13 protein-coding genes are annotated in these 13,117 nt (G+C 59.8%); 5 read left to right on the plus strand and 8 right to left on the minus strand.

All coding sequences use genetic code 11. From position 1 onward, the window contains the following. Positions 1 to 7: 7 nt before the first annotated feature. The 7 genes from cyoD to hmpA all read right to left on the minus strand — a co-directional run bounded on the left by cyoD (position 8) and on the right by hmpA (position 7,285). Entirely contained in the window at positions 8 to 343 is a 336-nt protein-coding gene (gene cyoD / locus CAF63_RS09455) for a cytochrome o ubiquinol oxidase subunit IV (protein ID WP_011335842.1), read from the minus strand. Continuing rightward, positions 343 to 969 (minus strand): cytochrome o ubiquinol oxidase subunit III, encoded by a 627-nt coding sequence (locus tag CAF63_RS09460; protein WP_007956720.1) that lies wholly within the window; start codon positions 967 to 969, stop codon positions 343 to 345. The genes cyoD and CAF63_RS09460 overlap by 1 nt, the downstream gene beginning before the upstream one ends. Before the next feature lie 3 nt (positions 970 to 972). Continuing rightward, positions 973 to 3,003 (minus strand): cytochrome o ubiquinol oxidase subunit I, encoded by a 2,031-nt coding sequence (gene cyoB / locus CAF63_RS09465; protein WP_085684655.1) that lies wholly within the window; start codon positions 3,001 to 3,003, stop codon positions 973 to 975. Between the two features lie 3 nt (positions 3,004 to 3,006). Further along, complete coding sequence (gene cyoA, locus CAF63_RS09470) at positions 3,007 to 3,948, minus strand: ubiquinol oxidase subunit II (protein WP_065261342.1); 942 nt, start codon at positions 3,946 to 3,948, stop codon at positions 3,007 to 3,009. Between the two features lie 824 nt (positions 3,949 to 4,772). Next, positions 4,773 to 5,282 (minus strand): disulfide bond formation protein B, encoded by a 510-nt coding sequence (locus tag CAF63_RS09480; RefSeq protein WP_085684657.1) that lies wholly within the window; start codon positions 5,280 to 5,282, stop codon positions 4,773 to 4,775. A 25-nt stretch (positions 5,283 to 5,307) separates the two neighbouring features. After that, a complete protein-coding gene (locus CAF63_RS09485) occupies positions 5,308 to 5,868 on the minus strand; it encodes an ester cyclase (RefSeq protein WP_085684659.1) in 561 nt (186 codons plus the stop codon). Between the two features lie 235 nt (positions 5,869 to 6,103). After that, positions 6,104 to 7,285 (minus strand): NO-inducible flavohemoprotein, encoded by a 1,182-nt coding sequence (gene hmpA / locus CAF63_RS09490; RefSeq protein ID WP_085684661.1) that lies wholly within the window; start codon positions 7,283 to 7,285, stop codon positions 6,104 to 6,106. A gap of 162 nt (positions 7,286 to 7,447) precedes the next feature. On the opposite strand from hmpA, the gene norR reads away from it, so the two are divergent. The 5 genes from norR to CAF63_RS09515 all read left to right on the plus strand — a co-directional run bounded on the left by norR (position 7,448) and on the right by CAF63_RS09515 (position 11,842). After that, the gene (norR, locus tag CAF63_RS09495; protein ID WP_085684663.1) at positions 7,448 to 9,004 is read left to right on the plus strand and encodes a nitric oxide reductase transcriptional regulator NorR; all 1,557 of its coding nucleotides are present in this window, start codon (positions 7,448 to 7,450) and stop codon (positions 9,002 to 9,004) included. Between the two features lie 124 nt (positions 9,005 to 9,128). Further along, the gene (locus tag CAF63_RS09500; protein ID WP_007956731.1) at positions 9,129 to 10,031 is read left to right on the plus strand and encodes a chemotaxis protein CheV; all 903 of its coding nucleotides are present in this window, start codon (positions 9,129 to 9,131) and stop codon (positions 10,029 to 10,031) included. Between the two features lie 27 nt (positions 10,032 to 10,058). After that, positions 10,059 to 10,517, plus strand: coding sequence for a GNAT family N-acetyltransferase (locus tag CAF63_RS09505; protein ID WP_085684665.1), 459 nt, complete (start codon positions 10,059 to 10,061; stop codon positions 10,515 to 10,517). A 170-nt stretch (positions 10,518 to 10,687) separates the two neighbouring features. Beyond that, a complete protein-coding gene (locus tag CAF63_RS09510) occupies positions 10,688 to 11,005 on the plus strand; it encodes a hypothetical protein (RefSeq protein ID WP_085684667.1) in 318 nt (105 codons plus the stop codon). Between the two features lie 87 nt (positions 11,006 to 11,092). Beyond that, entirely contained in the window at positions 11,093 to 11,842 is a 750-nt protein-coding gene (locus CAF63_RS09515) for a YkgJ family cysteine cluster protein (protein WP_085684669.1), read from the plus strand. A gap of 114 nt (positions 11,843 to 11,956) precedes the next feature. Here CAF63_RS09515 and CAF63_RS09520 read toward each other — a convergent pair whose 3' ends face one another. After that, on the minus strand, positions 11,957 to 13,024 hold the full coding sequence (locus tag CAF63_RS09520; RefSeq protein WP_371807399.1) for a methyl-accepting chemotaxis protein: 1,068 nt from the start codon (positions 13,022 to 13,024) through the stop codon (positions 11,957 to 11,959). Positions 13,025 to 13,117 lie beyond the last annotated feature (93 nt).

Consider the following 13,117-nt stretch of genomic DNA (forward strand, 5'->3'; position numbering starts at 1 on the left):
GTTTACCTCACTTCGCCATCATGTAGGTGTGGATGCTGAACATGATCCACAGCGACAGACCGACCAGCAGCACGATCACGATGGCCGTAAAGACGAACGCAATCACGTTGTTACGCTGAGCGATGGAACGGTCCAGGTGCAGGAAGTAATACAGGTGAACGATCACCTGGATCACGGCGAACAGCAGGACGATTGCCAGCGTCGTCGACTTCGGCAGGGTTGGGTACATCACCAGGCCGAACGGGATGACGGTCAGGATTACCGACAGGATGAAGCCGATGGCGTACGACTTTACGCTGCCGTGGCCAGCATCATGGCTGTCATGGGAGTGTGCATTAGCCATTACAGGGTCCCCATCAGGTAAACAACGGTGAATACGCAGATCCACACCACGTCCAGGAAGTGCCAGAACAGGCTCAGGCAGCTCAGACGGGTCTTGTTGGTCGCCGTCAGGCCGTGCTTGTTGACCTGGTACATCATGATGCCCATCCAGATCAGACCCGCGGACACGTGCAGACCGTGAGTACCGACCAGGGTGAAGAACGCGGACAGGAAGCCCGAACGGCTAGGACCGAAGCCCTCGGAGATCAGCAGGTGGAACTCGTTGATCTCCATGGCGATGAAGCCTGCGCCGAGCAGGAAGGTCATGAACAACCAGCCCAGAACCTGCTGCTTTTTACCTTTGTACAACGCCAGCATGGCGAAGCCGTAGGTGATCGAACTGAACAACAGCAGAGCGGTTTCGCCCAGCACGTATGGCAGTTCGAAGATGTCGTGGCCCGACGGGCCACCGGCGACGTTGTTTACCAGTACCGCGTACACCGCGAAGATCGACGCAAACAGAATGCAGTCGGTCATCAGGTAGAGCCAGAAACCGTATACGGTCATCTCGCCCGAGTCGTGGTGATGGTCATCGTGCCCATGGTCATGACCATGGGCGTGTCCAGCATTGGTCACTAAGTTCGACATTGTTTAAGCCTGTTCCAACTTGGTTTCAACACGGGTTGCGGAAGCAGGGATCTTCCCGGCCGCTACCAGACGCTTGTGCTGCTCGGCTTCGATGCGCTCGATTGTTTCAACCGGCACCATGTAGCCCTGATCGTCACGTGCTGCGTGGATCACGAAGTAGATGACAGTGCCGGCCAGGCTGGCGATCGCCAACCACCAGATATGCCAGATCATCGCGAAACCGAATACGGTCAGGAGTGCGCCCATCACCACGCCAGTGGCGGTGTTGTTCGGCATGTGGATCGGTTCGTACTTGGCCGGAGCCTTGTACGCGGTACCGTTTTCCTTGGCCTCGGTGAACGGATCGATGCAGTCTGCTTTTGGCAGTACAGCGAAGTTGTAGAACGGAGGTGGCGACGAGGTCGACCATTCCAGGGTATGGGCATTCCACGGGTCACCGTGTTCGCACATGTTTTCCGGTTTCTTGCGGTCACGCACCGACACGTACAGCTGGATCAGCTGGCAGGCGATACCCACAGCAATCATCAGCGCACCGAACATGGCAACGTACAGGTACGGTACCCACTCAGGGTTGGTGGTGGCGTTCAGACGACGGGTCATGCCCATGAAGCCCAGAGCGTAGAGCGGCATGAACGCGACGAAGAAGCCCGAGATCCAGAACCAGAACGCTGCTTTACCCCAGCCTTCGTGCAGCTTGAAGCCGAACGCTTTCGGGAAGTAGAAGCCGAAGCCTGCGATGTAGCCGAATACCGCGCCGCCGATGATCACGTTGTGGAAGTGCGCGATCACGAACAGGCTGTTGTGCAGAACGAAGTCAGCACCCGGGATGGCCAGCAGTACGCCGGTCATGCCGCCGATGGCGAAGGTCACCATGAAGCCCAGGGTCCACAGAACCTGGCTGGTGAAGCGCAGACGGCCCTGGTAGATGGTGAACAGCCAGTTGAACAGTTTCACACCCGTCGGGATGGAAATCAGCATCGTCGCCAGACCGAAGAAGGCGTTGACGCTGGCACCCGAACCCATGGTGAAGAAGTGGTGCAGCCAAACCATGAAGCCCAGTACCGAGATCGCGCCCGAGGCGTAGATCATCGAGTGGTGGCCGAACAGTTTCTTGCCGGTGAAGGCCGAGATGACTTCCGAGAAAATGCCGAATGCCGGCAGGATCAGGATGTAAACCTCAGGGTGGCCCCATGCCCAGAACAGGTTGACGTACATCATTGGATTGCCACCAAGTTCATTGGTGAAAATGTGGAAATCCATGTAACGGTCAAGAGTCAGCAGTGCCAGGGTAGCGGTCAGGATCGGGAACGAAGCCACGATCAGAACGTTTGCCCAGGTGCAGGTCCAGGTGAAGATCGGCATGTCCATCAGCTTCATGCCTGGGGTACGCATTTTCAGCACGGTCGCGAGGAAGTTAACCCCCGTTAGCGTTGTACCCAGACCCGATAGCTGTAGCGCCCAGATGTAGTAGTCCATCCCCACGCCAGGGCTGTATTGCAGACCCGACAGCGGTGGATAGGCAACCCAGCCGGTCTTGGCGAATTCGCCGACGCCCAGGGACAGGTTGATCAGCACGACGCCGGACACCAGCAGCCAGAAGCTCAGTGAGTTCAGGAACGGGAACGCAACGTCACGCGCGCCGATCTGCAGCGGCACTGCAAGGTTCATCAGGCCGGTGAAGAATGGCATCGCCATGAAGATGATCATGATCACACCGTGAGCGGTGAAGATCTGGTCATAGTGTTCAGGTGGCAGGTAGCCAGGCGAACCCTCGGTGGCCATGGCCAGCTGGGTACGCATCATGATGGCGTCGGCAAAACCGCGCAGCAGCATGACCATGGCGACGATGATGTACATCACGCCGATTTTCTTGTGGTCGACCGATGTCAGCCACTCGGTCCACAGGTAAGTCCACTTCTTGAAGTAGGTGATTGCAGCGAACAACGCCAGACCACCGAGCGCGATCATCGAGATGGTGACCATCACGATCGGCTCGTGGAAAGGGATCGCTTCCCAACTTAATTTACCAAACATCGTTTACTCCTCTGCCCCGGCAGCTGAATGCGAATTCGAGTCCATATCCGTTGCCGCCACTTCTTTCTCTTTCTTCTCGTGCTTCAGCGGCTTGCCCGGTTTCATGCCTTCGTACTTGTCGACGATGGTCTGGAACAGGTTCGGCGTGACCGAGGAGTAGAGCTCGACTGGATTGTTCTGGCTTGGCTTGGCAAGGGCTGCGTATTCAGCTTGTTCAAGCTGTTTAGGTGCCTTTTTGACTTCACTTACCCAGGCGTCGAAATCTTCCTGAGAAGTTGCGATAGCCTTGAATTTCATACCGGTGAAACCAGCGCCGCTGTAGTTGGCGGAGATACCGTCCATTTCAGCGTTGCGGTCAGCGATCAGGTGCAGCTTGGTAGTCATGCCCGCCATCGCGTAGATCTGGCCGCCCAGGCCCGGGATGAAGAACGAGTTCATCACCGCGTCCGAAGTGATCCGGAAGTTAACTGGCGTGTGCGCCGGGAACACGATCTTGTTGACCGTGGCGATGCCTTGTTCCGGGTAGATGAACAGCCACTTCCAGTCCAGCGCGACCACTTCGATGGTCACCGGCTTGACGTCGGATTCGATCGGACGATACGGATCCAGCGAGTGGGTCGACTTGTAGGTGATGTAACCCAGGGCAATGATGATCAACACCGGGATGGTCCAGACTGCCACTTCGATCTTGGTCGAGTGCGACCATTTCGGGGTGTAGACGGCGTTCTTGTTGGACGCACGGTACTTCCAGGCGAACAGGAAGGTCATGACGATGACCGGCACAACAACCAACAGCATCAGCAGCGTAGCGGTGATGATCAGGTTGCGCTGTTCCAGGCCGACCTGGCCCGTTGGATTGAGCAAGGTCATGTTGCAGCCTCCCAGCAACAACGTGCCGAGCAGCGGCACTAGGCCTAGTAATCTGGGGTACCTGTTTTTACTCATCTCACGACCTCTAAAGCAGCTTGCGCAATGCAGTTGGGTTTTGATCGCCAACACTTCACCCTGCCAAGGGTTGGCATTTTCTTTGGATTGAATAAGGGCCGCCCGTCGCGCGTCAGACGCTCGACAAAACCTGGGACAGCGGTCAGTTCTTATTCGAATTCGTGGTCAAAGGCCTTGTTACAGACCAATTCCATTTGGTGCGGAAAGTTGGAAGGCACCGACACCTGGGTGTCTCGCAAGCCGCTCGGCTGCTCGACACCCGACTTCCTGCTCGCCTCCTTAATAAAGGCTGAACAGTGCCGGGAATTCAGTGCGGGCGATTGTAGATAGGTAGCGCCCTATACACCATGTCTTATCCCGAAATAATTTTTATCGCTCAGAGCAACAATCCATCACCGTTTTTGCAAAAGTTCCGCATGTTATCGAAATCGATTCTCAACAAAAACACCAAAAAATGTAGGTCTATCGGCCTCAGTTCAGACAGCTCCGAGAGCTTTTTCCCACCGCGCGATCCGCGCAAAGCCCGATATGCCAAGGCTTTTGGCCATCTGTCGGAGTCTGTTAAAACTGCCTGTTCCGGCACACGCGTGCAAAAACCGAAAAACGCTTAAACAGACCAATCCTTTTTTGTAACAGCACTCCAATCCGGGCCTGTGAATCGCCCTGCGACAGGGCGTGTGTGACAACATGTCGCACACCTGTCGCACCCTTCCTTGCCGTTCGTCACGGTGTTTTCACACAGACCCTGAAATGCAAAACGCCTCGAGTCGCATCACTGCAAATCGAGGCGTTTGTTTTATCGGCGCAGGCGCCGAAAAGTTGATTCAGCGCAGCGCTTTTCGGTTACGCGAGGTCAGCAGCGGCACCAGAACCACCACTAGCACGAAGGCCACCAGTGCCCATTGCGCCAGCGACAGGCCGAGGATCGGCGGGTACGGCGTCGAGCAGAAACCGTCGACCTGGAAGCCCAGCGGGAAGATCTTCGCCAGCGGCAGATCATCGACGATCGGCTGCAACACATCGATGCCGCAACTCACTGCCGGATAGAACTGGGTGTACACGTGATGCCCGGCAACGGCAGCCCCGGCGATGGCACAAATCACCACCAGCACCTCAAACACCGTGATGCTGCGCCGGGTGCGCATGGCCGCGCCGATGAACGCAAACAGCGCGATCAGCAGCAACGCATATCGCTGCAGGATGCACAGCGGGCATGGTGCCTCGCCCAGCACGATCTGCATGTACAGCGCGCCGCCGATCAGCGCCAGGCAGATGATGCCCAGCAACACCAGATAGCGCCGCTCACGTCCCAATCGAATCGTTTCCTCGCTCATCGCGTTTCCCTTTCATGTCCATGGTTCAGCTGGCCGGCGGCTGCGCTTGCAGTTGCGCCATCAGGCTGATGTTGTCTTCGATATGCCAATTGGCCGCGATGCGACCGTTGTCGATCTGATAGATATCGGTTGCCCGGAAGTCTACACGCTGGCCCTGCCCTTTGAGAGCCTTGAACGTGCCGGTGAAATGCCCGCGAAAGTGCAGATGCACCACCACGCGATCACCGGCGACGATCATTTGCTCGATCTCGCAACTCAAGTCCGGCACCGCCGTGCGAAAGAACTTCGACGCCAGCAACGGCCCGGTCGGCCCCTGCACCCGGCCTTCCGGAGGGGTCTTGTCGATGAACTGCGGCGACAGGGCGGCGGTGGCCAACGCCTCCTCGCCCGTGTTCCAGAAACTGCCGTAACGCCGCGCCGCCAGTTCCATTGCATCACGCTGCGCCTTGGGCAGGCTCTGATCGACGATCAGGGTCTGGGGTTCGATCAAGGCGGGCTCGGCGAACGCAAACGGACTGGACAACAAGGCAACCGACAGGCCCAACGCGGCCAGGCTGAAACGACGGGAAGAGGCGAAGTGCGACATGGGGGCGATCCTGATCATGTAAACGAACGAGCGCCTATCATCAGCATCGGGGAATAAACGATAAACCGGTTAAGAAACGATTAACCTTTAAACAGAATTTAAGAATCAGGACCGTGTAACGGCCTTCGCGAGCAAGCTCGCTCCCACAAGAATCGATGTCGTATACACATTCTGTGAACGACGCCAAACCTGTGGGAGCGAGCTTGCTCGCGAATGAAGGCGACTCTGTTCCGAATTATTCCAGAGCAGCAGCCGGCCCGAAGAACTCATACCGGCTCTGCTTCTCCGGCACACCCAGCGCCTTCAGGTGACGTTTGATCGCCCCCATGAAACCTTTCGGTCCAAGGAAGTAGGCGTCCACATCACGCTCCGCCGGCAGCCACTCGCCAAGTTGTTCTTCACTCAACAACCCGAACTTGTCAGCCGCCGGGCTCACGCCGTCATCTTCGGCGTAGCAATAGAAGCGCTTGAGCTGCGGATGACGTGCGGCCAGACCATCAATCCAGTCACGGAACGCATGCACGCTGCCGTTGCGGGCGCTGTGGATGAAGTACACCGGACGCTCGGTTTCCAGTGCCGCTTCCAGCATCGCCAGCGTCGGCGTGATGCCGACGCCGCCGCTGATCAGCACCAGCGGTTTGTCGCTGGCGGTCAGGGTGAACTCGCCCGATGGCGGGAACAGCTGAATGCTCGCACCGACGTGCAGTTGATCGTGCAAGTGATTGGAGGCACGGCCACCCGGTTCGCGCTTGACGCTGATGCGGTACTGACCTTTGTTGACCAGGGCCGACAGCGAGTAATTGCGGCGGATTTCTTCGCCGTCGAGGATCAACTTCATGCCGATGTACTGGCCTGGCTCGGCTGCGAGGATCGGGCCCTTGTCCGCAGGCTCGAAGTAGAACGAGGTAATTTCCGCGCTCTCCTCGACCTTGGCAGCGACGATGAACTCACGCGCCCCGCGCCAGCCGCCGACGGCCTGCTCTTTCTGGTCATAGATGGCGGTTTCTGCGCCGATCAGGATCTCGGCCAACTGACCGTAGGCCGCGCCCCAGGCATTCATCACTTCCGGCGTGGCAATTTCATCGCCCAGCACTTCGGAGATAGCGCGCAGCAGGCAGGTGCCGACGATCGGGTAGTGTTCCGGCAGGATTTGCAGGGCCACGTGCTTGTTGATGATCTTCGCCACCAGATCGCCCAACTGGTCGAGTTGATCGATGTGACGGGCGTACATCAGCACACCGTTGGCCAGGGCGCGGGGCTGGTCACCGCTGGCCTGGTGAGCCTGGTTGAACAGCGGGCGGACTTCCGGATACTCGGAGAGCATCATCCGGTAGAAATGGGTGATCAGCGCTTCACCGCCGCTTTCCAGCAGAGGCACAGTGGATTTGACGATGGCACGATCCTGGACGCTAAGCATAAGGGTGACTCCTGGCTTTCTCTAAAAGTGCCTTATCCATTCCAGTATTCGTGCCAACTATTTTTTATATATAAATCAATAGCTTGAAAATTATGTAGTCAGATCGACACAAGCACCTCTATAGTCGCTTCGACTACAACGCGTCTCTTTGACTACAAACCTATGTCCGCCAAATCATTGCTCACCGCCCTGCTCCCGCTGGTCTCCGACCTGTCCCGCGAACTGCCCGAAGGCGAGCGCTATCGACGCCTGCTCGAAGCCATGCGCGCCCTGCTGCCCTGCGATGCCGCCGCACTGTTGCGCCTAGACGGTGAATGGCTGGTGCCGCTGGCGGTGGATGGCTTGAGCACCGACACTCTTGGCCGTCGCTTCAAGGTCAGCGAACACCCGCGCTTTGAAGTGCTGCTGGCCGGTAAAGGGCCGACCCGTTTCGCCGCCGACAGCGATCTGCCCGACCCCTATGACGGGCTGGTCGACGGCCTCGACGATCACCTCGAAGTTCACGACTGCCTCGGCTGTCCGTTGTTCGTCGATGAAAAACTCTGGGGCCTGATCACCTTGGATGCACTCGATCCAGAGCGTTTCGAACCGATCGAACTCGATGCCCTGCAAGCCTTCGCCAGCCTCGCCTCCGCCACGGTCAACGCCGCCGAACGCATCGAACGTCTGGCGATTCGCGCTGAAGACGAACATCAGCGCGCCGAGGTCTATCGCCAGGCCAGCGGTCAGCAGAATCGCGAAATGATCGGCCAGAGCAAGGCGCATAAAAGGCTGGTGGAAGAAATCAATCTGGTCGGCGGCAGCGACCTGACCGTGCTGATCACCGGGGAAACCGGGGTCGGCAAGGAACTGGTAGCCCAGGCGATCCACGCCGCCTCCAAGCGTGCCGACAAACCGATCATCAGCCTCAACTGCGCGGCCCTGCCGGACACGCTGGTGGAAAGCGAACTGTTCGGCCACGTGCGCGGCGCCTTCACCGGCGCCACCAGCGACCGGCGCGGCAAGTTCGAACTGGCCAACGGCGGCACACTGTTTCTGGATGAAGTCGGCGAGTTGTCGCTGACCGTCCAGGCCAAGCTGTTGCGGGTGTTGCAAAGCGGCCAGTTGCAACGTCTGGGTTCGGACAAGGAGCATCAGGTCGATGTGCGCCTGATCGCCGCGACCAACCGCGACCTGGCCGAAGAAGTGCGCAGCGGCCGCTACCGCGCCGACTTCTACCATCGCCTCAGCGTCTACCCGTTGCGGGTGCCGGCGCTGCGTGACCGGGGCCGCGATGTGTTGTTGCTCAGCGGTTATTTCCTGGAACAGAACCGCTCGCGCATGGGCCTCAACAGCCTGCGCCTGAACAGCGACGCCCAGGAGGCGCTGCTGGCTTACACCTGGCCGGGCAACGTGCGGGAGCTGGAGCATTTGATTGGACGCAGTGCGCTGAAGGCGTTGGGCAACTGCAAGGTGCGGCCGAAGATTCTCAGCCTGAGCGCGATGGACCTGGATCTGCCGCGCGAGGTTGTGGATAACTCCACGGAGCCGGCCTCTGGTGGCGCGACACCTTTACCACTGATCAGCGGCGATTTGCGCTTGGCCACCGAGCAATATCAGCGGCAATTGATTGCTGCGGCGCTGGAACGCAATCACGATAACTGGGCGAGCGCGGCGCGGGAGCTGGGGCTGGACCGGGCGAATCTGGGGCGGATGGCGAAGCGGTTGGGAATGAAATGAACGCCCCGCCGTCGGATTGGCGCCAGAATCCCTAAAGCCTGCCGCTTACAAGTCGATAACCCGGCATCGATACCTGCTGGCGATCCGTGCGATCGCCGCTCACCTTTCTCCACAGAAGGTTTTTATGTCTTCCAACAAAGCCCGCGCAGATTCACTTTCGCTTCTGCTGTTTACCTTGCGCAGCGGCAAGCTGATGGCGATCAACCTGCTGAAGGTCAGTGAAATCATCCCCTGCCCGCCACTGACCAAGCTGCCGGAGTCGCACCCCCACGTCAAAGGCATCGCCACTTTGCGCGGCGCTTCGCTGTCGGTGATCGACCTGAGCCGTGCCATCGGCGAGCGGCCGCTGGAAGACCCGAACGGCGGCTGCCTGATCGTCACCGACGTCAGCCGTTCGAAACAGGGTCTGCATGTGCAGGCGGTGAGCAAAATTGTGCATTGCCTGACCACCGACATCAAACCGCCGCCGTTCGGTTCCGGCGGTTCGCGCGCCTACATTACCGGCGTGACTTCGGTGGACGGCACGCTGGTGCAGGTGCTGGACATTGAAAAAGTCATCCACGGCATCGCCCCGGCGCAGATCGAAATGGCCCCGACCGAGCTGAGCATGGAAGACGCCGAAGTGCTGGGCAACGCGCGAATCCTGGTGGTCGACGACAGTCAGGTGGCGCTGCAGCAATCGGTGCACACCCTGCGCAACCTCGGCTTGCAATGCCACACCGCGCGCAGTGCCAAGGAAGCCATCGATTGCCTGCTGGATCTGCAAGGCACGGCGCAGCAGATCAACCTGATCGTCTCCGACATCGAAATGTCCGAGATGGACGGTTACGCCTTCACCCGTACCCTGCGCGAAACCCCGGACTTCGCCCACCTCTACGTGCTGCTGCACACCTCGCTGGACAGCGCGATGAACAGCGAAAAGGCCCGCCTCGCCGGGGCCAACGGCGTGCTGACCAAGTTCTCCTCGCCGGAGCTGACCCACTGTCTGATCGAAGCGGCCAAATTTGTCGCCGCTCAGGGCCACTGAGTCTTGAGCGAAACGTTCTGTTTTCTGATGCGGCGCGACCTGAGCCAGGACGTGCCGACCATCGAATGGCCGAACGGCATCGAACTCACGACCTACAGCGCCGAACGCGCATCCGCCGTGCATGAACTGATGCAAATCGGTTACCGCGAAGGCGGTGGTCGGGTGCCGGCGCTGGACGTCTGGCAACAGCAGTTCGAAAACGATCCGGAATACGATCCGGCGCTGTGTTTCATTGCCAGCGATACCCAAGGCGTCATTGGCGTGGCGCAATGCTGGACCAGTTCCTACATCAAGAATCTGGTAGTGCATCCTCGCGCTCAGCGTCTTGGATTGGGCCGGGCGTTGTTGCTTCACGCGTTCAAGGCATTTCGGGATCGACACGAAGGGTTTGTCGACCTGAAGGTGCTGGAAGACAACCGGCGAGCGCAACGCTTGTACGAAAGATCTGGAATGTACGTGGTTCGCCGGGAATTGGTGCCGGACTGACAGACTGCCATCGCTGGCAAGCCAGCTCCCACAGGTTTCCGGGTGCTTGCAAAATCTGTATACGCCATCAATCCCTGTGGGAGCGGGCTTGCCCGCGATGAGGGCCTCAAGACAACTTTTCCCGCTCAGGCATACTCCAACCTTGGCCTAAACCCAAGGATGCCCGAACCATGAAACGCCTCGCCCTCTCAGTGCTTTGCCTCATCGCCCCGTTGGCCCACGCCTCCAGCCCCGACGCCTGGGCGGCCTACGACAAAACCGTACTCGCCAGTTGCACCAAGGCCAGCGGTCTGAAAAACGCCAAACCGGTCGGCAACGCCGCGCAATTCGATGACCGCGTCGGCTACACCGCCCTGTTGCTGCAAGGCCAGTACCCGCAAAAACACATGAAGGGCCAGCAAGGCACCGAGCTGTGCCTGTACAACAAAAAGTCGAAAACCGCGTTCGTCACCGAATGGGACTCGATCCGCACGACCGCCAAACCCTGAGCGGATGGCGCACAACTTGCTTCACTCCGGGCCTGTACGGCGGCTTTACGTCGCCGATTCACACCCTGATTGAAGATTGCCCGCTCAATGAATACGACCTTTTCCTGCGTAGGCTGCGGCAAATGCTGCACCGATCACCACGTGCCTCTGACCCTGGCCGAAGCCCGCATGTGGGCGGACGACGGCGGTCAGGTGATCGTGCTGGTGGAGGCGTTTCTCGCCAACGGCCTGGGCCTGCCGGAACAGCAGCGCGAGCATGCGCAACGCCGTTCGGCGGTGGTGCGCAGCGGAATGTCCGACGCCCATGTGGCGATCACTTTTGCCGCCTACAACGTCGGCCCCTGCCGGAATCTTGACGAAGACAAGCTGTGCCGCATCTACGAGCGCCGGCCGTTGGTGTGTCGTATCTATCCCGCCGAAATCAATCCGCACATCCCGCTGAACCCCGCTGCCAAGGACTGCCCGCCAGAGTCCTGGGAGCAAGGCCCGGATCTGATCGTCGGTGGTGAACTGGTCGATCAGGAACTGGTGACGCTGATCCAGCGCTCCCGCCAGGCGGATCGCGATGACATCCGGATCAAGGATGCGATCTGCGGCTTGCTCGGCATCCGCACCACCGCGCTCAAGGGCGACGGGTTTACCGCGTATTTGCCGGACATGGGCGCGTTTGCCTCGGTGATCGATCAGGTCACGGCGCAGCCGTTGAGCGAAGTTTCCAGCGAATGGCTGTTCCATGTCTCCGGCGACGACATCGCCGGGCAAGTACGGGCGGCCGGGGCACAAGTAGTGTCCGAACCGCCGCAGACCTACGCGTTCATTTCGTTGCGGGCGGCTTGATCCGGAGTTTTCGCCAAGGCTAATGGCCCCTTCGCGAGCAGGCTCGCTCCCACAGAGGAATGCATTTCAAATGTGGGAGCGAGCCTGCTCGCGAAGAGGCCGGCCCAGGCAACCTCAATCCCGAACCTGCCGTCGCCCCCAGAACTCCCGCGCCAGCGAACGCAAATCCCCCGCCAGCCCCGCCACATCCTGTGAGTTGAGCTGGCTCTGGCGCCCCTCATCCACCGTCAGCTCGCACGCCGTGCGAATGCTGACGATATTGCGGTTGATGTCCTCGCTCACCGCGCTCTGTTCTTCGACCGCTGCGGCAATCTGCAGACTCATCTCGGTAATCTGCTCGACCCGCCCGCTGATCCCGTCCAAGGCCCGGGCCGCACGCTGCGCCTGTTCGACGCTGTTATCCACATGCTCGCTGCTCTGCTGCATCACCAGCACCGCATCCCGTGCGCCGTTTTGCAGGGTGCTGATCATCCGTTGAATCTCGTTGGTCGACTGCTGGGTACGCTGAGCCAGACCGCGCACCTCATCGGCTACCACCGCAAACCCGCGCCCCGCATCCCCGGCCCGCGCCGCTTCGATCGCCGCGTTGAGCGCCAGCAGATTGGTCTGCTCGGCGATGCTACGGATCACCTCCAGCACCCCGGAAATCTCGCTGCTGTGACCTTCGAGCTGATGAATCACCTCGGTCGCCCGGCCCAACTCCTCGGCCAGCCGCAACACCGCACTGCGACTCTCGCCGACCAGCAGATGCCCCTCACGGGTTTCCGTCCCGGCCATATCCGCCGCCACCGACGCCTGCTGCGCATGGCTGGCGACTTCCGCCACACTGGCCGCCATCTGATGAATCGCCGCCGCCACCTGATCGGTTTCCGCCTGCTGCGCCAATGTGCTGGTGTGACTGCTGTGCAGATGATCCACCAATTGCGCCGCATGCCCGGCCAGCCGTTGCGACGCATCGCCGATCCGCCCGACCACCGCACCGACCTGCGCTTCGAGCATCTGCAAGGCGAACTCGATCTGCCCGAACTGATCCCGCCGCCCGGTGTAAATGCCCTGACTCAACGGGTTGTCGGCAATCTGTTTCGCGCGTTCGGTCAGCCGCTCCAACGGCCGCAGTAACCAACCCACGCCCAGCGCACACGCGCCACTGCCGGCCACCAGCGCAGCGGCTTCGATGCCCATGGACTCCGGCCGCAGCCAGGTTTCAATCCCCAGCACCACCGCCAGCACCGAACTGGTCAACGCCATGATCTTCGCCCGCAAACCCAACACCGG

The organism is Pseudomonas sp. B20(2017), assembly GCF_002113125.1.
Classification (GTDB): domain Bacteria; phylum Pseudomonadota; class Gammaproteobacteria; order Pseudomonadales; family Pseudomonadaceae; genus Aquipseudomonas.

Coding starts and splice junctions, on each gene's coding strand:
- CAF63_RS09500 (WP_007956731.1), top strand. CDS start 9,129: ATGTCTTCCAACAAAGCCCGCGCAGATTCACTTTCGCTTCTGCTGTTT.
- cyoA (WP_065261342.1), bottom strand. CDS start 3,948: ATGAGTAAAAACAGGTACCCCAGATTACTAGGCCTAGTGCCGCTGCTC.
- CAF63_RS09485 (WP_085684659.1), bottom strand. CDS start 5,868: ATGTCGCACTTCGCCTCTTCCCGTCGTTTCAGCCTGGCCGCGTTGGGC.
- hmpA (WP_085684661.1), bottom strand. CDS start 7,285: ATGCTTAGCGTCCAGGATCGTGCCATCGTCAAATCCACTGTGCCTCTG.
- CAF63_RS09480 (WP_085684657.1), bottom strand. CDS start 5,282: ATGAGCGAGGAAACGATTCGATTGGGACGTGAGCGGCGCTATCTGGTG.
- CAF63_RS09515 (WP_085684669.1), top strand. CDS start 11,093: ATGAATACGACCTTTTCCTGCGTAGGCTGCGGCAAATGCTGCACCGAT.
- CAF63_RS09510 (WP_085684667.1), top strand. CDS start 10,688: ATGAAACGCCTCGCCCTCTCAGTGCTTTGCCTCATCGCCCCGTTGGCC.
- CAF63_RS09460 (WP_007956720.1), bottom strand. CDS start 969: ATGTCGAACTTAGTGACCAATGCTGGACACGCCCATGGTCATGACCAT.
- norR (WP_085684663.1), top strand. CDS start 7,448: ATGTCCGCCAAATCATTGCTCACCGCCCTGCTCCCGCTGGTCTCCGAC.
- CAF63_RS09505 (WP_085684665.1), top strand. CDS start 10,059: ATGCGGCGCGACCTGAGCCAGGACGTGCCGACCATCGAATGGCCGAAC.
- cyoB (WP_085684655.1), bottom strand. CDS start 3,003: ATGTTTGGTAAATTAAGTTGGGAAGCGATCCCTTTCCACGAGCCGATC.
- cyoD (WP_011335842.1), bottom strand. CDS start 343: ATGGCTAATGCACACTCCCATGACAGCCATGATGCTGGCCACGGCAGC.
- CAF63_RS09520 (WP_371807399.1), bottom strand. CDS start 13,024: ATGGGCATCGAAGCCGCTGCGCTGGTGGCCGGCAGTGGCGCGTGTGCG.